The organism is Mycobacterium sp. IS-836 (genome assembly GCF_001954275.1).
Classification (GTDB): domain Bacteria; phylum Actinomycetota; class Actinomycetes; order Mycobacteriales; family Mycobacteriaceae; genus Mycobacterium.
This window is the reverse complement of the sequence record NZ_MBEU01000021.1, coordinates 135659-157654: the sequence shown is the minus strand read 5'-3', so window position 1 is coordinate 157654 and position 21996 is coordinate 135659. Positions and strand designations below refer to the sequence as shown.

Below are 21996 nucleotides of genomic sequence, written 5' to 3'. Positions count from 1 at the left end.
CGCTGTCACACGCTGATGACCGGCACACCGTGGTTCGAGTTGGCGTGATGCGCAACGGCATCCACCCAATCGGGGGTCGTCTTGACGGCGTAGGAGAACGCCTGGGTCAGCGCCGCCAGGTAGCGGTGCACCGACTTGCGGGCCTCCGCGTTGTCCGGGAAGGAGATCGTCGCGGTGGTCTTGTGCGCCTGGCGATTGATCCACAAGTTGATCCCGCCGTGTGACAGGTTGTCGGCGTAGGTGCCCCAGTTGGCCTCCTCGAAGAGGCCGGCGGCAGGGATCTTGCGAAAGTCGATGAACGACACCATCATCGCCCGGGAATCGGGCGGCTCGACGCCCAGCTCAAGTGGCGCCGCCAGCTCGAGCGCACGCTCGACGGGCACGTCGGCCAGGGCCTTGGCGGCGTTGAACGACTCCTGAGCCGCCCGTGCCGCCTCGGCGAAGGTGGCGGTGCAGATCGGCACGCTGACCGGGACCAGGTTGGCGAACCAGCCCACGGTCATCGAGTCGAGGCCAGGAGTCCGGGTGTCGTACGGCGTGAAGCCGTGATACGTTGCGGCGCCGGTGAACTCGTGGTCGGCAAACGCCGCGCAGGCCAGCACTCCCCCGCTGAACCGGGCGCCGGCGGCGTGGCAGGCGATCTCGAAGGACTCCGTGTCGGCGGCGTCGAGCAGGTCGACCGTCACGAAGGTGCCCTCGGTGCCGGTCCCACCGTCACCGACCGGCAGCGGGAAGGTTGGCCACTGGCCGCCGGTGTCGCGCGCGAAGTCGATCCACGCCATGATCTCCGGCGAGGACAGGGTCAGCTCCGCGAGTCCGTCACGCTGGCGCGCGGCATAGCTGCGGTAACTCGCCACCTGCGGGAGGGCGACGGCCGCGGCCCCGGTCTGCGACAGGTGCTGGTACGTCGTGTGGACGTCGAAGAAGATCAGGCCCGCCGACATCCCGTCGATGTGCAGGTGGTCGACGCTGGCGTAGAAGGTGAAGTAGTCGGCGTGCTGAACGATGCCGAACGTGAAGCAGTCCCACTCGAGCGTCCCCGGGGTTGTCGTCAGGGCGTGCGTGCGGACCTGATCGGCATCCATGTAGCCGAACTCGATCGGCGCCAGGTCGATGTCCATGGGGTCCTCGATCCTGCGACGGACGATGACGCCGTCCTCGAGCTCGAACCAGTCGTGGTAGGCGTCGTGGCGGCGGACATGCGCGTTGAGCGTCGCCGTCATCACCGGGATGTCACAAACGCCCGGAACGTCCCACGCCACGACCATCAGCCTGGGCAGCTGCGCGGCCCGCCCCGCGGCGTCGTAGGCGGACCGCAGGTGCCGAGCCCTTTGGTAGCTGGGCGCCAAGTCGCTGCGCGGCGCGGTGAGAGCCGCCGCGCGCGCGGCAGCTGAGGCCCGCCACGTGACGACCGGCCCCTCGCCCGGCTGCCACGCGTTGATGCTTCCCAGTGCGACCATTCTCCCGACCCCTTTTCTGTGTAATGCCGCAACGCCGTGCCACGATGCGGAAGCGCATCGCGAAAGTCATTCGTGCGGAGGGTGTTTCGGCTCGCCGTACTGATCGTGCGGCGCGTTCGGTTATCTGCTGAAACCGAAATTACGGCGCGACGGCCGGGATGTCTCTCTTGTGGGCGATAGTCGAAATAAGCGACGATTACCCGGTTTTGCGCATTGTGCTCGCATTAAGCGCCGCGGCCGGGCGAGCCAACGGTCGATGCGCCATTCGAGTTGCGCGGCCCAAATTAGTGAACGACGCAGTCCGCTACCTCGGTAGAATTGCCTAGTGCGCCTAGCTGGCGTCGGCGCATCAATTCGCAGGAACAGGACGTATATGACATCCATGTCGCAAGACCCGGCCACTGCTGCCATCGGTGGGCAGGTCATCGAGATGGGGACCCGAGGCCTGGCCGCGGGCGCCGCGGCGGCGCCCACGGTGACCGCGCTCGCGCCCGCGGGCGCCGAAGAGGTGTCCATGCTGGCGGCCGCGGCGTTCGGGGTGGACGCCGCGGCGTTCCTGGCTGCACAGACAGCGGCTCAACAAGAACTTCTGCGCACGGGCGCGGCGCTGATCGACATCGTCCGCATGTATACGCAAACCGATGCCACCGCTGCCGGCACCCTGCACGCCAACGCGATGCAGCTCGGGGCTATCGGTACCGCTGCGGTGTCCCGCGGCCCTGGGCGAGACGCCGCGCTGCTTGGCGCCGAAACACTGGCGGCCCCAGCACCGCCGGCCGCAGCACCGCCGGCCGCAGCACCGCCGGCCGCAGCACCGCCGGCCGCAGCACCGCCTGCCGCAGCACCGCCGGCCGCCAGCCCCGTCGTTTCAGCGCCGGCCGCGAGCCCCGCTGCTTCGGTGCCGGCCGCCGGTTACGCCGCGGCCACATCGCTGGGTGGCGTCGCTGCCCCAGCGAGCCCGGTCAGCGGCGTCGGTGCCGGCGCCGGGGCGGCACCCGGCCTCGTCGGTGCCGCATCGTCCGCGCTGGGCGCCGCGGCCGCTCCGCTGAGTTCGATCGGCTCACTCGCCCAGGGAGCGGCGGCCGGCGGCGGTGCCGGGCCGGGCCTGGCGTCCGTTGATCAGGCTCAGGACAACAGCGACAGCGATAATTCCGGTGAGCCGCGACGAGGCGAGCGCCTGCTATAGCCCCGGCTGGTCGTCGATGATGCCCAGCCATATCTGTGCCACGTCGATGGCCACCTTTTCACTGATGAAGGCGTGTTGCGTCCCGGTGTACATGTCGCGGAAAGCCCGCTCGAGGCGACTGCCCTCGCGGATCGAGCTGGTGCCGGCGACCAGATGGGCCCATTCGGCGCAGGCTCGGGCCGTGTCGGTGGCATAGACCGCGGCCACTCGCATGTCCGCGCGCAGGGCCGGGGTCAGATCTTCTCCGGCGGCAACCGCCGCCTCGGCAGTGGTGAACGAGTCGAGCACCAGTAGGCGGGCTGCCCGCCAGGCCGCCCGGTGGTGCGCCAGTCCCTTCTGGAACGTAGGCCGGCTGGCCAGGGACGCCATGTCGCTCATCCGGAACTTCGTTGCGGCCAGTTCCTGGACATCGTCGAGCATGCTCTTGGCCACACCAAGCGCCCACGATGCGTGGCCGGCGGCGGTGACGGGCATCAGCCCCATGCGGGTGGCCGGTGACTCGCCGCGATATGGCTGCCTGACAAACAGTTCGAAGGTGCGGCTCGCTGGCACGAACACGCCCTCGGCGCTGTAGTCATAGGATCCCGTCCCCTTGAGCCCCTGCACGAACCAGCCGTCGTCGAAGCTGATCTCGTCGCGCGGAATAACCGCGACCCGCATCTCGGGGAAACCTTCACTGATCCAGCGCATTTCGCCGTTTTCCATCGGCAAAAATCCCGCCGCGATGTATTGCGAATGACCGATGCCCGAGCCGAAGTTCCACGACCCGTTCAACAGATAACCGCCGTCGGCGACGGTCCCCTGGCCGTTGGGAAAGAACTGGCCGCCCAGGGTGACGCGGTTGTCGTGCACGGTAAAAACCTCGGCGAAGCCCTCGTCGGGCAGGTACGCGGCGGCGGCGAACGAGGACGGCAGATTGGCGATGCCGATCCAGCCGAATGAACCGTCCTGCCAAGCCATTTCGATCCACGTCTCGATCATCTCGGTGAAAGACGGCTCAACACCGCCGGCCACAACGGGATTGAACGCGGACATCAGTCCGCTGCCCCACATTTCGTCGACGATGGCCGGGGTCAGCGTGCGCATCCGCTCGGATTCGGCGGCTTGCGCCCGCACGAGATCCCGCATACCGCGAGCCAGCGAAACGACCCGGTCACCGGTGTCGGCTATCGACGTCATAGGGGTGACCGTACCGGCCCGTCCGGCCGCACCGGCAAAGCGGCCCTACCGTGTCTTTGTGCGATGGATCGTGGACGGCATGAACGTGATCGGGAGTCGCCACGACGGCTGGTGGAAGGACCGCGGCCGCGCGATGGCCACGCTGGTGGAGAGGCTGGACCGATGGGCCTGCGATGGAGGCGAGACGGTGACGGTGGTGTTCGAGCGGCCGCCGACGACCGTCATTACGTCATCGGTCGTCGAAATAGCGCATGCACCTAGAGCGGCCGCGAATTCCGCCGACGACGAAATAGTCCGGCTGGTTCGGGCCGACTCCAGCCCACACGACATTCGCGTGGTGACGTCGGATAGGGCGCTGCAGGACCGGGTACGCACGTTGGGTGCATCCGTCTACCCGGCGGAGCGATTCCGTGAACTCATCGATCCGCGCGGCCGATGACGGCTAACTCGGGTGGGTCTTGACGTCGAACTCGACCCGCTCGCCCTCAACCTTGGTGATGCGCATGTTCGCGACGTACGGCGTGCCCTCGGGCCCGGTGAAGTGACAGTCGAACTGTCCACCCACCTTCGCCTCCACCCCGGATGGGCAATGCACGTCGGTTGGATGGAAGCCGGTCTGCTTGGACACGACATCGACGACGGATTGCGCGGCGCCGTCGGGTTTGATGGTCGACTTCGAACTGCAGCCGGCCAGCTGCACAGCCACAAGGCCGACGAGCATCCCCGTGAGGACGCGGACGCCGGCACTTCGGATGAGGGGTCGCATCGCTGGGCTCCTTTGCCGCACCCGCGCTCGGAGAAATCTGCGCGGAACCGCAGGCTAACACGCTTTCGTTGCGATACAACAGGTTACGAAGACAAATGATCATCGGCTGCAAAGGTGAGCGGTAATGGCACTTCGACACGTCGTGATAGCTGCAACCTTCGCAGCAGTCACCCTCGGTGTGGGGGCACCGCTAGCGGGCGCCGACCGGCCCGAACCCGTCCCGCTCTACGGCTCGTACAACACGTTCCTCGACCATTCAAAGCAGACCTTCAACGGCCAACCACGGGCATCGGAACCGTCGACGCAAGCCGCCAGCTTCACCACCAACTGCGACGCCTCCGGCTGCGTCGCGCACTGGCTATTGGTGGATCAGTTGCGGGACAACCCCAATGCCCCAGCGTTGTTCGACTACCGGTGGGCGGGCGACCGGTGGGTGTCAAGCTCGGATTACCCGTTCCACTGCGACGACGGCGGCACGGTCGCGACGACCAGATCCGACTTCCTGGTGCCCAACGGTGACGGAAGCTTCCGCGGCGAGCGGACTTTCGCGGTCGGCGCACCCGGATGTCCCGGCGATGGTCCGGGGATGTACTGGCTGCCGTTTACCCTGACGCCTACCTGAGCGCCGCCACCGCCCGACTGGCCGTAGGTTCTAGCCGACCGCCGCCAGCGCCGCGTCGTAGTCCGGCTCCTGGGCGATCTCTGGCACCAACTCCGTGTACGCGACGTTGCCGTCGGCGCCGATCACGACCACCGCGCGCGCGAGCAGCCCGGCCATGGGTCCGTCGATGATGCCGACGCCGTAGTCGTCGGCGAAGCCGCCGCGGAACGCCGACCCCGTCTTGACATTCTCGATGCCCTCCGCCCCGCAGAACCGCGCCTGCGCAAACGGCAGATCTTTCGACACGCACAACACCGACGCCCCGGTGGCGGCCGCACGTTCGTTGAAAGTCCGCACGCTCGTGGCGCACACCGGTGTGTCGATCGAGGGAAAGATGTTCAGCACCACGGGCTTACCACTGAACTGGTCGTTGCTGACCGCGCTCAAATCCGTACCGGTCAGGGTGAAGGCCGGGGCTTGAGATCCGACGGCGGGCAGCTCGCCGACAGTGTTGATCGGGTTTCCACGCAAGGTTATCTGTGCCATGGCCACAGTCTGCCAAGCCCGGGACGGCCGCCCGGGGCCAGGTCCGCATGTCCTAATTCGTGGGCTACGCGGCGTAGACGCCATGCCCCTACGTGGCCAACACTGGGTCCATGGCTCGCAAAGTGGTGATCGTCGGCTTTCCCGGCGTGCAGGCACTCGATGTGGTGGGGCCGCATGACGTCTTCAGCACCGCGTCACTACTGACCGACGGCGGATACGACGTCGTCGTCGCCTCCGCCGGTGGTCAACCCGTCGGCACCCCCACCGGCCTGTCCTTCCAGGCGGCGCCGCTGCCGGATCCGGACGACCCGCTGGACACCGTGGTGTTGCCCGGCGGGGGTGGCATCGACGACGCGCGAACCGACAGTGAGCTCGTGACGTGGATCAAAGCCGTCGCCGGCACCGCTCGCCGCATCGTCACGGTCTGCACCGGCGCGTTCCTTGCGGCCGAGGCGGGGCTGCTGGACGGCTGCCGCGTGACCACGCACTGGGCGTTCGCCGGGCGGCTGGCACGCGAATTCCCGGCCGTCGACGTCGACCCCGACCCGATCTTCGTCCGTAGCTCCGACACCGTATGGACCGCCGCGGGCGTCACAGCGGGCATCGACCTCGCGCTCTCGCTGGTCGAGGACGACCACGGTACCGAGCTGGCGCAGACAGTGGCCCGCTATTTGGTGCTTTATTTGCGGCGCCCGGGCGGTCAGACGCAATTCGCGGCGCCGGTATGGATGCCGCGGGCGAAACGGCCTTCGATCCGGGAGGTGCAGGAGGCCATCGAGTCCGAACCGGGCGGCTCGCACAGCATCGGCGAACTCGCCCGCCGGGCGACCATGAGCCCCCGCCACTTCACTCGCGTTTTCACCGACGAGGTCGGCGAGGCGCCCGGTCACTACGTCGAACGCATCCGCACCGAAGCCGCTCGCCGGCAGTTGGAGGAGACCGACGACACCGTGGTGGCGATCGCTTCGCGATGCGGCTTCGGAACCGCAGAAACCATGCGGCGCAACTTCATTCGCCGCGTCGGTGTCTCGCCGGATCAGTACCGCAAGGCCTTCGCCTGAGAGGACGACAGCATGACCCAGATTGCCTTCGTGGCCTACCCCGGATTCACCGCCCTGGACATGATTGGACCCTACGAGGTGCTGCGAAACCTCCCGGGCGCCGAGGTGCGATTCGTCTGGCACGATTCCGGGCCGATCACCGCCGATTCGGGCGTCCTGGTCATCGGCGCGACGCATTCGCTGGCCGAAACACCTTCGCCCGACGTGATTCTGGTGCCCGGCGGTCCGTCGACGCCTGTGCACGCGCGCGACGCGCGGCTGCTGGACTGGCTGCGTCAGGCCCACCGGACCGCCAGCTGGACGACGTCGGTGTGTTCGGGCTCTGTGATCCTGGCGGCGGCCGGCCTGCTCAAGGACCGGCGCGCGACCTCGCACTGGATTGCGCTTCCGCTGCTGAAGGGTTTCGGCGCGACCCCCGTCGCCGATGAGCGGATCGTGCACCAGGGCGACGTTGTCACGAGCGCGGGCGTCTCCGCCGGACTCGACCTTGCGCTGTGGCTGGCCGGCGAGATCGGCGGCGAAGGCCGCGCGAAGGCCATCCAGCTCGCTATCGAATACGACCCGCAGCCACCGTTCGACAGCGGCCATATGTCCAAGGCCTCGGCGACCACGAAAGCCGCTGCGACGGCGCTGCTTTCCCGCGACAGCGTCAAACCGGCCAACCTCAAGGCCGCCACGCTGCTGGCCTGGGAGCAGGCGCTGACGGCAGTCCGTTCACGCCGGCGCAGTCGCCAGCCGGATCGCTCGCCGGCCTAGCTAGGCGTTGGGCTGCAGGATTTCGTCGGAGGCGAGCTGGCCGCCGGCCTGCATCCACGCCGCGACGACCCCCGGCGCATCACGGTTGGGGTTGTAGATGTCTTCCTCGCTGGAAAACAGGCCGTCGCCGCCATAGACCAGCCGCGTCCAGTTCGGGAACCAGAACGGCTCGCCGTCGGGGTCCGTGGGGTGGTCGAGCAGGTTCTTGATCATCATGACGATCGCGTCATTGTCGTCGTCGTAGGCAATCCAGTCGTTGGGAAAACGCATGTGTGGGAATGGGGCCATCACCGCGACGATCCAGTCCCGGACCGCCTCCCGGCCGTGAAAGACGCCATAGTGGTGCTCGGTGTAGACGACGTCCTCGGTGAACAAATCCGCGAACGGTCGCCAGTCACCCGAAGCGCTGCACCCCTCGACGACGGTGGTGTAGTTCGCGAAAGCTTGCTCGATTTCGGCCCTGGTGAACTTGCCCATGACGGACACACTAGAACGTGTTCCGGTTTTGGGTGGCTCGGATGGATGGGGATCTCGGATGAACGTGTTGGACTTCTTCAACTTGGACGGCAAGCGGGCCCTGGTAACCGGGGCGTCCAGCGGCATCGGCAAGGAAGTCGCGCGGGCGTACCTGCAAGCGGGCGCGGAAGTGGCCATCGCGGCACGGCACCCGGACACCCTGGAGCAGGTCGCCGCAGAGCTCGCGAGCACCGGCAAGGTCGTGCCAGTGTGTTGCGACGTGACCCGGCCGGACCAGGTAAACGCGATGTTGGACCGGGTGACCGCCGAGCTGGGCGGCATCGACATCGCGGTCTGCAACGCCGGGATCGTCGCCGTCACTCCGATGCTGCAGATGTCCCCGGAGGAATTCCAGCGCATTCAGGACACCAACGTGACGGGTGTGTTTCTCACCGCCCAGGCGGCGGCCCGGGCAATGGTCCGGCAGGGACAAGGCGGAGTCATCATCAACACCGCCTCGATGTCCGGACACATCATCAACATCCCGCAGCAGGTCGGCCACTACTGCGCTTCGAAGGCGGCGGTCATCCACCTGACCAAGGCCATGGCCGTCGAATTCGCGCCGCACAAGATCCGGGTCAACAGCGTCAGTCCGGGCTATATCCTCACAGAGCTCGTCATGCCCATGGCCGAGCTACACGCGCTGTGGGAGCCCAAGATACCGCTGGGCCGCCTGGGCCGGCCGGACGAGCTCAGCGGCCTCTACCTGTACCTGGCCAGCGAGGCATCGAGCTACATGACCGGTTCCGACGTCGTGATCGACGGCGGCTACTGCTGCCCCTGACCGCGCGGGTTATTCGACGACGCGGGCGCGGCCGAACCGGGTTCGCAAGCCGGGCGAAAACAGCGCACGCAACGGATCTCCGGCTGGTCGCACGGCGCCTGCGCCCACCAATTCGTCGCTCAGTTCGACGATCTCGGCCGCGCGCAACGGCCACGGCTCGTGCTCGATCGGCACCCACCACGTACGGCCGCTCCTGCGGGTGTGCGCGCCCCACCGGGCGGTAAGCCACACCTCGAGCGGTGTCGGCTGGATCGGGTCGCCAACGCTAACCGTGACCCGGCTGCGCAGGCCGCGCCGGGGCCAGCGGCGCACGCTGTCATACGTCACCTGGTCGCCGTATCGCGTCACCCGCATCCGCGACCAGGTGTAGGGGACGCCGAGGCCGATCCGGATCGCGGGCACGGCCGCCAGGCGAGCCGTTTCCGCCGACCGGAACACGATGCCGTGTCGCCCGGCGTCGTCGACCGTGTAGAGCCGGACGTTGGTCTCGGCGAAGCTGCCGAAATACGGCAGTGGCAGCGCGGTGCCGACCCTGGTGCCGCTCAACATGAACGGGACCAGCGCCACGTACGTCAACCCATCGGCAAAGACGTCGGGGCGGGTTGCGGGCGGGCACAGCCCTTCGACGCTCTCGGGGCGCACCGGCCAATGGATGAAGGTCAGATCGTCCCAGCGCTGCTCGAAGGTGACTCGGCCGGGAAGCGGTGGCGCGACGATCGGGAATCCGGCGAGATTCGGGCTCTCATCCGACTCTGCGGCGGGCGGGCCGGGCGTGGCGGTCATTCGATCATCGTGGCACGGCGACTGCCGTCGCCGGCGCGATCTAGGGCTCTATCTGACCGGAGATTCCGCGCTCAATGCTGGCCTGCGTCGTGGATGGCACGACGACGAGTCCCTCGAGTTCCTTACGGGCTCGGTCGTAGGCGTTCTGGCGTTCCTGCGGGGCCGCGGCGGGGTCCGAGGCCACCCGCAACAGGTTCTGGGCGCGCGCGATGCGCTGCTGGTCTTCTCGGGAGAAGTCGCTGCGGCGCCTGCGCATCGCCTCTGCCTCCGCGACGTTGAAGGCGCTCACGTACTCCTCGACCGCGGACAGATACAGCGCGGCGGTCTCCCGGTCGTCGAGCAGATCTTCGGCTTTGACGGGGCGGAGGAAATCCGCCCGGAGCTTGGCTTTGTGGAACCCGACCGTCAGCGGATTACGCATGTCGGTCATGAGCGGGAAGTCGAGCAGCTTGGCGAAGTCGAGCTCGTAGTCGAGCCAGCGTTTGTCGGTGCGGCTGTGCTCCTCCAGGACCCGTTTCAGCGACTGCCATTGGGCCACCTGATTGTTGGCGGTGCGTTCGGGCGGCTCGGCCGCGGGCTCGGGCGATTCCGCGGTGCGCGGCCGGTTGCCGCGAAAGGCCCGCAGCGCGCCGATGACCAGGCCTACCAGCGGCAGCAGCAGAATCAGGAACTCCGCCAACCGGATTACCAATCCCACATCGCCAGGATGCCACCGAGCGGCCAGCGGTTGCGTAAGGCAAGGTTTAGACCACCGAACGAAACGACCCGCGAGCGAACCATCACGGTAAGGGAAGCCGATGACGACGGAAGAGGACCGACACGTCGAACGAGGCGGATTTGTTCAGCGCCTCACCGGGCTTTGCGTCCGGTACGTCGAACGGCTGATGCCCGACCCGTATTTGTTCGCGGTCATCCTGACCCTGATCGTCGTCGGGTTGGTTGCGCTACTGGTCCGGGGCGCCACCGCCTCCGGCATTCTGAAGGCATGGTACGGCGGCGTGTGGGGGCCGCAGAACATCTTCACCTTCGCATTCCAGATGGTGCTCGTCCTGGTGACGGGTTACACACTGGCCGAGGCGCCGGTCCTGAAGCGGGCCATCGTCCGTCTCGCGAGCAAGCCGACCAACCAGGTTCAGGGAGCCCTGCTGTGCTTCTGCGTCAGTACCGTCTTCTCGCTGCTGAACTGGGGGCTCGGCCTGGTGGCGGGGGCGTTGGTCGCGCGCCAGGTCGCAAAGCGACTCACCGGTGCGCATTTCGGCTATCTGATCGCCGCTGGGTTCATGGGCTTCATCGTTTGGACGCAGGGTCTGTCGTCGTCGATCGCGCTCGCCAACACCGACACTTCCAGCCCAATCAACGTGATTCACAAGATGACCGGCACGGTCGTGCCGCTAAGGCTGACGATTTTCCAGCCGTACAACGTGGTCGCGGTGCTCGTCGTGTTCGCCCTACTCGGCACCGCGATCTGGCGCATGGCACCGGCGCAGAGCCTCGAGCCCGACCCCGCGGTGTTCGAGGAGGAACCCGAGCAGGACCCGCCCGAGGGCAAGCGGACCTTTGCTGAGTGGCTGGAAAACCTGTGGATCCTCAACGTCATTGTCTTCGCGGCGGGCGTAACGTACTTCGTGCTGAGCGGCTTTGCGCTGAACATTTCGTCAATAATCATGCTGTTCACCGTGACGAGCGCTTTGCTGCACCGCACGCCGATTCGCTTCATCCGCGCATTTTCCGCCGCGGCAAAGGTATCCGGCCCGCTGCTGCTGCAGTATCCGTTATACGGCGGGATCGTGGGGCTGCTGGGTTATTTGCCAACGGGGTCGAGCAAGGCGCTGCAGACGGTGCTCGCCGAAGCGCTGGTGCGCGGCGCGGATCAGTACTCGCTTCCGTTTCTGACGTTCGTCGGTTCCGTCCTCATCTCGCTATTCGTGCCGTCGGGCGGCGGGCACTGGGCGGTGCAGGGGCCAATAGCGGTTGGTTCGGCCGTGGCCGTTGGCCAGCACTCGCCGGCTTACCTCGGGTTGATGTCGATGTCGGTCGCGGTCGGCGAGGGCGTCGCGAACATGATTCAGCCGTTCTGGCTGCTGCCGGTAATCGCGATCGCGAAGCTCAATGTGCGCCAGGTAATGGGCTTTACGGTGATCGCGTTCCTGATCGGGTTCGCCGTGGCGAGCGCCGCGGTTCTCGTTGCGCCCCATGTGCTTTGACGCGGGCTACATCCAGACTTTCGCCAGCGAGTCGGCGAGGGCTTCCGGGTCTTGCTTATCGGTGTTGCAACTGATGGCCACCGACGTTGCTCGGTCCTTGCTGATGCGGAATGCCGTGACGAATCCGCCCCAGGCGCCGTCGTGATCGAGCATGCCGTTGGCCAGCGCGTAAATCCCGGCGCCATACTTGTCACCGCCCGTCGGCTCGGTTGGCACCGCGCCGGCCAGTTGCGCCTCCCTCAGCTTGGGTCCGCCCAGGCGCCCGGTTCGGTAGTTGTCCGCCCAGTAGACCAGTTGGCTTGGCGTGGTCTGGATGCCGCCGTCACCGACCTGCTCCCAGCCTGATCGGGTGGCCCGGTACCCCTCGCTGCCCTTTTCATACGCGATGGCTTTGCCGGGAACCTCTCCGGTCGGATCCAAGACCATTGCCAGACTCAACGGACGGAAGATTTCCTCGGCTAGCAACTGCGCCAGCGGTTTCCGCGTGATCCGGCGGACAATCTCGCCCAACAGTAGGTAGTTGGAATTCGAATATTCGAACCGCGACCCGGGTGGAAACTCCAGGTTCGGCACGCTGACCAGCGTCTGCAAGGCTTGGTCCTCTGTCGTGCGGTCGCTCAACTGGAACCCCTGCGCCTCGAGCAGCCCGACGTACTCGGGGACGCCGCTCGTCTGGTGCATCAGCTGTCCGACGCTGATGGAGCCGGACCATGTTGGAAGTTCGGGCATGTATCGGGACAACGGGTCGTCGAGCGTCGCCTGCCCCGCGTCAACCAACAGCAGCAGCGCGGTGGCAGTGAATTGCTTGGATACCGAGGCGATGTCGAACACGGTTTGCGCGGTGATCGCGGTGCCGTTTGACACGTCGGCGACGCCGCGGACTCCTGTCCAGACGACTTTGCCCTTGATGCCTACCGCCGCCGAGCATCCGGGTCCGTCGGCCTCGATAGCGGCGTCGAGTATGTTCTGGCTGCGGGTTGTTGAGGCGTCGTGATTTGTTGTAGTGCTGGCGGGTGTGGCGTTTCGACCCTCGGAGCACCCGCCGAGCGACAACATCGCTGCGAGGGCTAGTACCGACAGTCGCGTTACCATGTTTATTCACAACGTCTTTCGTGCCCGCGGCCGTTGCGAAGCGGGCCGACCGGTCCCCGTTGGTGCGGGCAGGCTGAAACGCGATCGGCTTGACTCACTGGGTGAGTATGCGCCTGGCCTGGCGTGGACGGTAAGGTACCCGGCAATCCCACTCGGGGTCGTTTGGTTGTCAGGGAGTCGGGCATGGTGGGTCGGAAGTTTTCGTTCGAGATCGACAAGACCAGTAGCGCGCCCGCCGCAACGTTGTTCCGGCTCGTGGCGGATGGGGCGAACTGGTCGAAATGGGCCAAGCCGATCGTGTTGCACTCGAGCTGGGCGCGGCAAGGTACTCCTGCGCCCGGCGGTGTCGGGGCTATCCGCAAGGTCGGGATGTGGCCCGTGCTGGTGCAGGAGGAGACGGTCGAGTACGAGCAGGACCGCCGGCACGCCTACAAACTGGTCGGACCCGCCTCTCCGGCCAAGGACTACTTCGGCGAAGTCGTGTTCACGCCGAATGCGGCCGGCGGCACCGACATTCACTGGACGGGCTCGTTTACCGAGGGAGTTCGCGGGACCGGTCCGCTGATGCGGGCCGCGATGGGCGGTGCCGTGCGGTTTTTCGCGGGCCGCCTGGTGAAGGCGGCCGAGCGCGAGTCGGCCGGCGGACGGTAGCGATTATTCCTGCGGCTCAAGGGTTTTCGAGCAGCTATTTCGAACTGACTTCGTCCTGGTACTTCTTGGCCATGTGCTCGACGGCCTGCAGCTGTGATTGCGCGAGCCCGTCGCGCACCTGGCCGGCGCGCGCCGCGGCATCGAGCGTCGGCTGCGCCTGACCCTGAAAGTGCGGTATGACTTCGGCGGCGAACAATTCGGCCGAGCGTTTGGTGGCCGCCGGGTTGGCCCATTCGTGGCCCATCTGCAGAAAGCAGCCGAAGCCGCCGGACTGATCCCACACCCGCTGCACCTGTTCGCGCGCCCGCTCGGGCGTTCCGATGACACCGGCCCCGTTGTCGTTGATGACGTCGATCATCTCGTCCAGCTGCTCCCCCGGCATCGTCATCTGCGGGAAGGCGGCCACCTTCTGGAAGTAGTTGAACCACGACTCGATGCCGAATTTCACGTCGGCGCGGGCCCGTTCGTCGGTCTCGGCGATGTGCATCGGCCCGACCAGGCTCCAGTCCTTGCGGTCGACTTGGGTGCCGAAGGCTTCCGCGCGTTCCTCGACGATGCCCCAGTGATACGACAGCGCGTTGAAGCCCTCGACGGTCAGCGTCGCACCGATGGAGAGCAGGCCGATGCCGTGCTTGCCGGCCAGCCTCGCGCCGGTGGGCGAGGCAACCGCGGCCACCGCCAGCGGGATCCCGCCGTCCGAATACGGGGCGAGCTGCAACTTGGCGTCGAACAGCTGGTGCGTGGCGGTTTTGGCGCTCACCGTTTCGCCCGCCAGCAACCGGACGACAATGTCGAGGTTGGTTTCGAGAAGCTCGCGAGTGTCGGTGGGGTTGAGTCCGATCATCGCCGAGTCGGTGGGCAACGAGCCCGGTCCCATCCCGCCGATCACGCGACCATGGGTGAGGTGATCGAGCAGCATCAGGCGGTCGGCGACCCAAAGGGGGTTGTGGTACGCGAGGGAGATGACCCCGGTCCCGAACCGAATCCGCTTGGCGCGCTCGGCGGCCGCGGCGATGAAGATCTCCGGTGAGCTGATGATCTCGCTGCCGGCCGAATGGTGCTCGCCCAACCACACCTCGTCGAAGCCGAGGGCGTCGAGGTGCTCGATGAATTCCAGGTCGCGTTGTAGCGCAAGCGTCGGGTTGGTGCCCGCGCGATGGAATGGGGCGATGAAATAACCGAACCTGAGCTTTGCCATTGAGGTCCCTTTGCAATCGAGTTGTCCGAAACCATAACCCGAATGCGCGGTCCGCCCTAGACCTCCGGAGATAGCTCAGCCGGTGGGGCCAGCTTTGCATGGCCCCACCGGCTTGGGAGCAAGTCTTCGTTTCTGAAGTGCTTTAGCGCACGCTCGATACCGGCATGCTCAACGGCGGGATGCGATCACGGATATCCGCCGCAGACGTTGCCGACGCAACCGCCGCCACCGCCCGGTCCACCGCCGCCTCCGCCGACGCCGGGAACGCTGCCGCCGCCGCCACCGGGACCGCCGCCACCCGTGGGGCCACCCGGGACGCTGCCACCGCCGCCGCCGGGTCCGCCACCGCCAGTGGGGCCACCGGGGACGGTGCCGCCGCCCGTCGGAGCGCCACCGCCGGTGCCCGGCGCCGTGGTTGGCGCCACGCTGGTCGAGGAAGTGGTGGTTGGTGTCGTCGTCGTGGTACTGCTGGGTCCTTTATTGCCACCGCCCCCACATCCGACCGCTGCGACGAGCATGGCCGCGCCGCCGAAAAGCGCGACAGCAGTTCTGGCTTCGGATCTCATCAGATTCCCCACTCTCCACTCGCGCCACATTTACCCAGTCAACCTGTCGTACCCCGCCGTCGCGGGGTGCAAACAGGAATGAAGGTGAATTGGGCACGCGGAGTGAATCCGCGGGCAAATCCGGGCCCTCGCAGGTAGGACGGGAGCTTGGCCGCTACCCCTCCTTGGTGATCAGCTTCCGCAGTGCGACGCGGTCGGGCGTGAGCAGCTCGGCGATGCGCGGCTTGTTCACCTCGGCGACGATGATCTCGCCGACCTCTTGGTAGACCTCGCTGAAGATGCCGTGCGACTTCATCTTCGAGGTCTGATACTGGTTGTCCTCGGTCGGCGTGACGTAGTAGACCGCATCGGCCTTGAAGCGGTGCACGAGCCAGAGGTGGATCAAGGTCATCAGCCGCTTCTTGCGCAGCTTTTCGGCGAAGGTGTTCTGGTCGCGCACCGTGAGGATGCTGCGGCCGTGGCGATCCTTGATGGGATCGACGACGACATTGGCCAGCTGCTCGTCCCCGTCGCCATAGATCCCGAGTTCGAGCACGTCCGACCCGGGGCGGCGGGGCCGCAGCTGGACGCGGAGCTTCTCGCCCAGCTGGTAGTGCTCGCTCCACAGCGCCAGCCACTCCTCCAGCAGCTTCTTCGGCACCTCGGTCTGTACGAGATGCTGGTGCTGGGTCGAGCCCTTACCCATGGCCTTGGTGGTCGCCGTGCGGCCCGAGGATGCGGCCAGAGCCGCGTCGCTGCGCGGGCCGCCGACCAGGGTTTGCGGCGTGCGGTAGGGAGATTCGACGAGGCGCATCTTGCGCTGCAAGCGAGCCAGCGCCAGCATGCCGTCCTGCCGCAGCGCGCCGGCGAATTCCTCTGCCGCAACGCCGTCGATCTGGTGTCCGCCATAGGTGATGAAGTTGAAGACGAAGCCCATCTTGCCCAGCTCTTCGGGGAAGCGCTTCATCTCGTCATCGGTCATGCCGGTGGTGTCCCAGTTGAACGAAGGCGAGAGGTTGTAGGCCAGCATCTGGTCGGGGAATTCGGCATGGATCGCCTCGGCGAACTGCCGGGCATCGGCCAGATCGGCGGTCTTTGTTTCCATCCAAAGGATGTCGGCGAACGGCGCCGCTGCCAGCGACTTGGCGATCGCGTAGGGAATACCACCGCGGATCTGGTAGTAGCCCTCGGGTGTCTTGGCCAATTCGCAGTCCCACGGCGGGTCCAGGCGCAGCTCCTTGGCCTTTTCCCGGGCGGCGAACAGCGATGCACGCTCGGCGAACCGGCGCCAGTCCTCGGGGCTCATGTCGGCGGGTTCGTCCTCGCTCTCGCCGAATTCGAGCACCTCGGCCACGGCCTCGCCGTAGGTCATCAGCCCGGCGTCGTCCTCCCAGGCGGCCACGAACCGCGACTCGACCTGATCGAAGAGATCGTCGATCGAGTGTTGCCCGTTCTCCCGCCACGCGTTGACGGCGTCGGAGACGAGCCCCTGGATGCCTTGGCGCTCAAGCCACGCCGTGGCGTTGGCGTACTCGGCGTCGGACATCGCATAGAGCAGGTGGCCGTTGAGTTCCTTGACTCCCAGCTCGTAGAAGCGCCGAACGAGTGCCAGGAAGCAGGCCTTGTAGGACGGGATATTGAGGTTGGTGGCACCGAGCAGGAACGGCTGGTCGCGCTCGTCGGCGCGGCTGTCGAGCAGGTTGGCCGCTTCCGCGTCGGTGCGCGCCACGATGATGCCGGGCACCCGCATGACGTCGAGCTGGAACCGGGCCGCGTTGAGACGCTTGATCTGTTCGTCTGACGGGACCAGAACCTTGCCGCCCTGGTGGCCGCACTTTTTGGTGCCCGGACGCTGGTCTTCGATGTGATAGCCCGGGACACCGACCTCGACGAACCGGCGGATCAAGTTGCGCACGTGCGGATCGCCGCCGTGTCCGGTGTCCGCGTCGGCGATGATGAACGGCCGGAAGTCGTATTCCTTGGCCGCCTCGCGCTGCTGCTCGGTCATGTGCAGCCGTTGGTACTGCTGGTTGCGGTCGGCGGTGAGAAGCGCGCGCACGAGGACCGCGGCGTCGTCGGGAACCTGGCTCAGCGGGTAGCTGGCCAGGTCGGGCCCCGGGTCTTCGGTAGTCGAACCCTTGGCGGAGGTGGCCCAGCCGCCGAGGTAGATCCCCTCGATGCCCATCCGCTTCATGCTCACCGCCTGCCCCGGCGAGTAGGGCCCGAACGTCGTGATGCTCTTCTTGGCGGCGAAGAGCTCGCGCAGGCGCTTGTAGAACGCCCCGGCCGCGTCCCGCGCCACGGTGTAGTCGGTGGGGATCGTGCCGCGCTGCTCCACTACTTGCCGGGCCGTGTAGAGGCGGATAATTCCGGCGAACCGCGGGTCGTCGAAGTATCGCTGCGTGGCGGCGACCTCTTGGTCGAACGGTGCGGGAACTTCGGTGTCCGCGTCGATGATGGCCATGAAATTACGCTCCTCTTCAGCACGATTCCGCTGAATGTGAGTCTATCCCCGGGCAACACGGTTCAATCACCGGCGGACGGCGCGCTTTCGCGAGCGGGGTTTGCCGCCCGCGGTGAGAATCGGCTCAGCCCTGAAACAGGGTGGCGCCGAACATGATGGACATCGTGGCGGCCATCGTTGCCTGAGCCGGCGCGGTGAGCGAACGCCACGAACCGGGATCCGATTCATCCGCCCGCTTCAGCCCGAAACCGGACGCCCAGATGGCCGCGGCGAGCCCGAAACCGACGAACCAGAACCAGTTGGTCGCCGCGATCCACCCCGGCGACCCGACCGTGGTCGGCACCACCACCGTGCCGGCCATATCCATGTCCATGTGGTGGTGGTGCTTCAAAGAGTGGCCCGGCAGCAGGAGCCCGTGAATGAACGCATACATCCACGCCATCGCCAACATCATCAGGGCGTGATACCCGTACACCGTCCGCAGCGGGAGGGTTTCGGCTGAAGCAACGGCCGAAATGACGAACCAGAGGGCGGCGAACAGGAAGAACACCGCGGGCCCCGCCGCCGGTAGCTGCGCGCCCCAGGGCCAGACCATTACCGCCATCGCGATCGCCATCACGAGGTGCAACACACACCGCACAACCTCCACCCACGAGCGATGACGGTGCAGGAGTACGAAACCCCATGCCACGGCGCTGAGCGCGGACAGGCCGGTGACGACCCAACGGAGCACTATGTCATCGATCATGCGAAGCGACGCCAGCTAGTTCTTTCAGCCAATTCCGCTGCCGGGGAATGGACTCCGCGCCGACCGCGGGTTGAGCGGACTCGTCCTCAAGGTCACCCGTGCACACTACGGCCTGGCTTGCGTCGTCTGAGAGGGCCGGCACCCGGACCGCCCTGTCGCGCAATCGCCAGCAAACAGTGTCGGCGATGAGTATGGTCACCTCCATGGAGGCGAAATTGCGCTTTGAGCGTTGGTATTTGCCCCTGGCGGTTGCCGTCGGGATGGGACCTGAGCGCAGCGAGCTGCGGGTGGCCGGCGATACCTTGCACGTGAAGATGGGCTGGGCGTTCGACGCCCATATCCCGTTGGCGTCCATCGTCACTGCCGAGGCTAAGGACGAGCGGGTGTTCGCCTGGGGCGTGCACTACTCGCGCGGGCGCTGGCTGGTCAATGGGTCTGGGCGGGGCCTCGTGGCGTTGACGATTGAGCCACCGGTGGATGCGAGGGTCGTCTTCAGGTCGGTGCGGCTGCGCTCGCTGTGGGTGAGCGCCACCGACCCGGATGCCCTCATAGCCGCGTGCTCCGCGGCCCGCGCCTAGCCGCTCTGCAGGTTCGCGCGTTCTCTCAACCAATTCCGCTGGCGACGAATGAACTCCGGGTCGACGATTTTTCCGTGGCCGGGGACGTAGATCGCGTCGGGTCCACCGAGCGCGAGCAGCCGATCAAGGGTTGCCGGCCAGGCCGTCACATCGGAATCGGCGTCGATCGCCGGGTCAGCGGACTCCTCCACGAGGTCACCCGTGAACACCACGGCCCGGTCGTTGTCGTTCCCGGGCGCCATCACGACCAAGTCCGAAGCGGTATGGCCGCGGCCCAGGTAGGCGATCGTGACGGTGCGATCGCCTAAGCCGATGACGGTGTCGTAGACCGCATGGTCTGGCGTCCGCAATGCCGCGATGGCGCGGTCGATTTCCGCGGCATCCGCGCCATGGTCCAGAGCATCGGCGCGAATCAGGTCGGTGGACGACGACAGATACTCGACAACCTCTGGTGCGCAGTAGATCTCGGCTCCGGCAAACATCGCGGAACCCAAGACATGGTCGAAGTGCTTGTGCGTCAACACGATATGCGTGACGGGACACCGGGCAAGCTGCCGAACGTCGGCGTCGATCGCGGCGGCTTCGGTGAGCGAAGTGCCGGTGTCGACAAGCAGCGCTCCCGAACGGCCACACACCAGCCCGACCGTGACGTCGCAGAACGGCAGCCGGCAGCGATACGCATTGTCGGTCAGCGGTTCCCACGCGAAATGCACAGACAGGACGGTAACGCCCCGAGACGGGGCCGAAAAGTGGCTCAGCCGCGCAGCAGCACGGCCGCGCCGTACCACTCGCACGCAAGCAGCGCGAGTTCGACATCGACCCGGTCGTCGATCGGCCGTCCGCGCCTGGCCACCGCCCTCTCGACGCCGGACTTCACGATGCTGGGATCCGCGCTGAGTTCTTCTGTCTGGGCGTTGTAGCCGGAGCCGGAGCGCAGGAATTCCCGCAGGGTGTTCCGCAGGCCGGCGTCGTCATCGGTGTCGGACGCCAACGGACCGAGGATGTCGGCCACCCATTCGCGGATCTCGTCGATGCCCGCGCCGAGCAGCGCGGGCGTGATGATGCCGGGGTCGGTCGCGGCGACCACCACCCGTTCGAGCCTTTCGAGGCGGCTGCGGGCGCGGCCGGCCGCCCGCGCGCGTTGCGCCTGGCGGTGGGAGCGCCGAAATCCTTTGACGCCGGAACCCATAGCTCCGATCGCGACGCTGGGTGCATCGGGTCGCGAGCTTACGAACTGGCGGATTTTCGCGACCACGTCACCCGGCGGCGACCTGTACGGCAACCAGACCCACGCGCTTGCCGGTTCGGCAGCGGCTAGCAGTGGGCTCGCCGAGCTGTCGACGATATTCGCCAGGTCGCGTATGAACCGTTGCAGCCGCGTGAACCCGTCGCCCGTCCCATCGCCGTTGGGATGCCACACGATGAGCGCCAGGTGCTGCCAGCCAAGCGGATAGCCGATCGCCATGGACGCGGCATCGACGTCGACCGGTGTGTCGTCCAGGAGGACGTCTCGGACCTGCGTCTCGCGGGCGGTACTCCGACTCTCCAGCAGCAACTGGCGCTCGCCCTGATACGCCGCGAGGGCCTGCAGCTCCACCGAGTCGACGTACTTCAACAGCGCCTTGGTGATCACCTGGATCACCGCAACCCTCGCCGCCGGCTCGAGGCCCAACGCTTGCAACTCGGTGAACACCAGCTCGGTCATCCGGCGTTGCCCCAGCCGGTGCGCACGCATCATCGCATGGGGCGAAACATCGTGCTGCGCAAGGCGCCTCGCGTACTCGATCGCCGCCGGCGGCGCTTTGACCTTGTCCACGCCGACGCTGTGCAGCAGCGCATGCAGGATGGTCTGGAGGTGATCCCGTATCCCCCGGTGCATCAACTCGATCATTCGCTCGTCGCGGGGAAGTTCGGCGATGTTGTCTTCGACCGTGGTGGATATCGCGGCGCCGATCTCGGTGATCCTCTCGCTGAGCCGAGTGGCGATTGCCGCGATGTCGCTGTCCACATCAACCTCGTCGTCGCTGTCTGATTAGTTCCACTAACGGTAGATCTCCAGCAGTCCGATCCGAAGCAACGCGGCCGCTCCAGTTGTTCGGTACTCGATTGTTCACCCAATTGACATGTCGGGAATTTCCGACATATGGTGTCGACCATGGCCGCTCCCGACCGCATCTTTCTCGCTCTCGCCAACCCGGTGCGGCGCGAACTGCTGGAAATCCTTACCCGGCAGCAATTATCCGCGGGGGAACTCAGCGACCGGTTCGAGCTGAGCCGCCCCGCCGTCGCCGAGCACCTCAGGGTGTTGCGCGAAGCTGGGCTAGTCGCGGACGAACCGCGGGGCCGGCATCGCATCTACCGCCTGACCGCGGAGCCATTAGCGGAACTCGGTGAGTGGCTGCATCCATTCGAGAAGTTCTGGCGCGGACGGCTGGCCGCGCTCGCCGAGGCAGCAGAGGAGCTGGAATGACGGAGATTTCAACGCCCGCGACCATCCGTGTCGACCAATTCGTGGCCGCTCCGCCGGACAGGGTGTGGCGGTTGCTGACCGAACCCGAGCTGATGCGGCTCTGGTGGGCGGAGGGCCAGGTCGCCGCGGTGGTCGGCCACCAATTCACTCTCGACATGCCGGGCTATGGGAAGCAACCCTGCAAGGTGCTCGAGGTCGATCCACCGCACCGCTTCGTGTACACGTTCACGCCGGCCTGGACGCTGACCTGGCGTCTCGAGGAGGAAGGCTCCGGTACCCGAGTGTTCTTGGAGCACAGCGGCTTTGATCTGGACGACAAGCGGATGGCCGATGCCTTCCATCGCATGGGATCCGGGTGGCGTGACGTCGTTCTCCCCCGCCTTGCGGCCACCGCCGCGGAGGCCTGAC

25 protein-coding genes are annotated in these 21996 nt (G+C 66.5%); 11 read left to right on the top strand and 14 right to left on the bottom strand.

Translation table 11 applies throughout. The features are described from left to right. Positions 1 to 5 precede the first annotated feature (5 nt). Positions 6 to 1460 (bottom strand): condensation domain-containing protein, encoded by a 1455-nt coding sequence (locus A5747_RS08870; protein WP_076123408.1) that lies wholly within the window; start codon positions 1458 to 1460, stop codon positions 6 to 8. Between the two features lie 382 nt (positions 1461 to 1842). On the opposite strand from A5747_RS08870, the gene A5747_RS25425 reads away from it, so the two are divergent. Then, positions 1843 to 2646: a PE domain-containing protein gene (locus A5747_RS25425; RefSeq protein ID WP_076123406.1), complete on the top strand. Its 804-nt coding sequence runs from the start codon at positions 1843 to 1845 to the stop codon at positions 2644 to 2646. Here the strand turns inward: A5747_RS25425 and A5747_RS08860 are convergent. Then, complete coding sequence (locus tag A5747_RS08860) at positions 2641 to 3825, bottom strand: acyl-CoA dehydrogenase family protein (RefSeq protein ID WP_076123403.1); 1185 nt, start codon at positions 3823 to 3825, stop codon at positions 2641 to 2643. The two genes, A5747_RS25425 and A5747_RS08860, sit on opposite strands and share 6 nt — an antisense overlap. Positions 3826 to 3883: 58 nt before the next feature. Between A5747_RS08860 and A5747_RS08855 the strand changes: the two genes are divergently transcribed. Then, positions 3884 to 4264: an NYN domain-containing protein gene (locus A5747_RS08855; protein WP_076123453.1), complete on the top strand. Its 381-nt coding sequence runs from the start codon at positions 3884 to 3886 to the stop codon at positions 4262 to 4264. Between the two features lie 3 nt (positions 4265 to 4267). On the opposite strand, the gene A5747_RS08850 is transcribed toward A5747_RS08855, so the two are convergent. Beyond that, a complete protein-coding gene (locus A5747_RS08850; RefSeq protein ID WP_233147991.1) occupies positions 4268 to 4591 on the bottom strand; it encodes a DUF4333 domain-containing protein in 324 nt (107 codons plus the stop codon). A gap of 124 nt (positions 4592 to 4715) precedes the next feature. Here A5747_RS08850 and A5747_RS08845 point away from each other — a divergent pair, with 124 nt between their 5' ends. Next, positions 4716 to 5213, top strand: coding sequence for a hypothetical protein (locus A5747_RS08845; protein WP_076123399.1), 498 nt, complete (start codon positions 4716 to 4718; stop codon positions 5211 to 5213). Positions 5214 to 5243: 30 nt separating this feature from the next. On the opposite strand, the gene tpx is transcribed toward A5747_RS08845, so the two are convergent. Then, complete coding sequence (gene tpx / locus A5747_RS08840; RefSeq protein ID WP_076123396.1) at positions 5244 to 5738, bottom strand: thiol peroxidase; 495 nt, start codon at positions 5736 to 5738, stop codon at positions 5244 to 5246. A 110-nt stretch (positions 5739 to 5848) separates the two neighbouring features. Here tpx and A5747_RS08835 point away from each other — a divergent pair, with 110 nt between their 5' ends. Beyond that, complete coding sequence (locus tag A5747_RS08835) at positions 5849 to 6799, top strand: GlxA family transcriptional regulator (RefSeq protein WP_076123394.1); 951 nt, start codon at positions 5849 to 5851, stop codon at positions 6797 to 6799. Positions 6800 to 6811: 12 nt separating this feature from the next. Beyond that, complete coding sequence (locus A5747_RS08830; protein WP_076123392.1) at positions 6812 to 7555, top strand: DJ-1/PfpI family protein; 744 nt, start codon at positions 6812 to 6814, stop codon at positions 7553 to 7555. Here the strand turns inward: A5747_RS08830 and A5747_RS08825 are convergent, their stop codons facing one another. Further along, positions 7556 to 8032 (bottom strand): nuclear transport factor 2 family protein, encoded by a 477-nt coding sequence (locus A5747_RS08825; protein WP_076123390.1) that lies wholly within the window; start codon positions 8030 to 8032, stop codon positions 7556 to 7558. A gap of 58 nt (positions 8033 to 8090) precedes the next feature. Between A5747_RS08825 and A5747_RS08820 the strand changes: the two genes are divergently transcribed. After that, the gene (locus tag A5747_RS08820; RefSeq protein WP_076123388.1) at positions 8091 to 8855 is read left to right on the top strand and encodes an SDR family oxidoreductase; all 765 of its coding nucleotides are present in this window, start codon (positions 8091 to 8093) and stop codon (positions 8853 to 8855) included. A gap of 9 nt (positions 8856 to 8864) precedes the next feature. Here A5747_RS08820 and A5747_RS08815 read toward each other — a convergent pair whose 3' ends face one another. Continuing rightward, positions 8865 to 9638, bottom strand: a complete 774-nt coding sequence (locus A5747_RS08815) for a YqjF family protein (protein WP_076123386.1) — start codon at positions 9636 to 9638, stop codon at positions 8865 to 8867. 40 nt (positions 9639 to 9678) lie between these two features. Next, entirely contained in the window at positions 9679 to 10335 is a 657-nt protein-coding gene (locus A5747_RS08810; RefSeq protein ID WP_076123384.1) for a hypothetical protein, read from the bottom strand. 100 nt (positions 10336 to 10435) lie between these two features. Here A5747_RS08810 and A5747_RS08805 point away from each other — a divergent pair, with 100 nt between their 5' ends. Further along, positions 10436 to 11842 carry a TIGR00366 family protein gene (locus A5747_RS08805; protein WP_076123382.1) on the top strand — a complete coding sequence of 469 codons (1407 nt, stop codon included), beginning with the start codon at positions 10436 to 10438 and terminating at the stop codon, positions 11840 to 11842. Between the two features lie 6 nt (positions 11843 to 11848). Here A5747_RS08805 and A5747_RS08800 read toward each other — a convergent pair whose 3' ends face one another. Next, complete coding sequence (locus tag A5747_RS08800; RefSeq protein ID WP_076123380.1) at positions 11849 to 12934, bottom strand: serine hydrolase; 1086 nt, start codon at positions 12932 to 12934, stop codon at positions 11849 to 11851. Between the two features lie 183 nt (positions 12935 to 13117). Between A5747_RS08800 and A5747_RS08795 the strand changes: the two genes are divergently transcribed. Then, entirely contained in the window at positions 13118 to 13585 is a 468-nt protein-coding gene (locus tag A5747_RS08795; protein WP_076123379.1) for an SRPBCC family protein, read from the top strand. A gap of 34 nt (positions 13586 to 13619) precedes the next feature. On the opposite strand, the gene A5747_RS08790 is transcribed toward A5747_RS08795, so the two are convergent. The 4 genes from A5747_RS08790 to A5747_RS08775 form a co-directional block, all read right to left on the bottom strand. Further along, positions 13620 to 14783 carry an LLM class flavin-dependent oxidoreductase gene (locus A5747_RS08790; RefSeq protein ID WP_076123378.1) on the bottom strand — a complete coding sequence of 388 codons (1164 nt, stop codon included), beginning with the start codon at positions 14781 to 14783 and terminating at the stop codon, positions 13620 to 13622. 185 nt (positions 14784 to 14968) lie between these two features. Beyond that, a complete protein-coding gene (locus A5747_RS25420; RefSeq protein ID WP_233147990.1) occupies positions 14969 to 15349 on the bottom strand; it encodes a hypothetical protein in 381 nt (126 codons plus the stop codon). Between the two features lie 154 nt (positions 15350 to 15503). Continuing rightward, the gene (aceA, locus tag A5747_RS08780) at positions 15504 to 17792 is read right to left on the bottom strand and encodes an isocitrate lyase ICL2 (RefSeq protein WP_076123377.1); all 2289 of its coding nucleotides are present in this window, start codon (positions 17790 to 17792) and stop codon (positions 15504 to 15506) included. Positions 17793 to 17916: 124 nt separating this feature from the next. Then, on the bottom strand, positions 17917 to 18540 hold the full coding sequence (locus tag A5747_RS08775) for a DUF5134 domain-containing protein (protein WP_076123376.1): 624 nt from the start codon (positions 18538 to 18540) through the stop codon (positions 17917 to 17919). Positions 18541 to 18743: 203 nt separating this feature from the next. Here A5747_RS08775 and A5747_RS08770 point away from each other — a divergent pair, with 203 nt between their 5' ends. Further along, on the top strand, positions 18744 to 19118 hold the full coding sequence (locus tag A5747_RS08770) for a hypothetical protein (protein ID WP_076123452.1): 375 nt from the start codon (positions 18744 to 18746) through the stop codon (positions 19116 to 19118). On the opposite strand, the gene A5747_RS08765 is transcribed toward A5747_RS08770, so the two are convergent. Both A5747_RS08765 and A5747_RS08760 read right to left on the bottom strand, forming a co-directional pair. Then, positions 19115 to 19831 (bottom strand): MBL fold metallo-hydrolase, encoded by a 717-nt coding sequence (locus tag A5747_RS08765; RefSeq protein WP_076123375.1) that lies wholly within the window; start codon positions 19829 to 19831, stop codon positions 19115 to 19117. The genes A5747_RS08770 and A5747_RS08765 overlap by 4 nt on opposite strands. 41 nt (positions 19832 to 19872) lie before the next feature. After that, entirely contained in the window at positions 19873 to 21126 is a 1254-nt protein-coding gene (locus tag A5747_RS08760; protein WP_076123373.1) for a hypothetical protein, read from the bottom strand. Positions 21127 to 21273: 147 nt separating this feature from the next. Between A5747_RS08760 and A5747_RS08755 the strand changes: the two genes are divergently transcribed. Further along, the gene (locus A5747_RS08755; protein WP_369805033.1) at positions 21274 to 21588 is read left to right on the top strand and encodes an ArsR/SmtB family transcription factor; all 315 of its coding nucleotides are present in this window, start codon (positions 21274 to 21276) and stop codon (positions 21586 to 21588) included. Further along, positions 21585 to 21995, top strand: a complete 411-nt coding sequence (locus A5747_RS08750; protein WP_076123370.1) for an SRPBCC domain-containing protein — start codon at positions 21585 to 21587, stop codon at positions 21993 to 21995. Before A5747_RS08755 ends, A5747_RS08750 begins: the two co-directional genes overlap by 4 nt. The last annotated feature ends 1 nt before the right edge of the window (position 21996 follow it).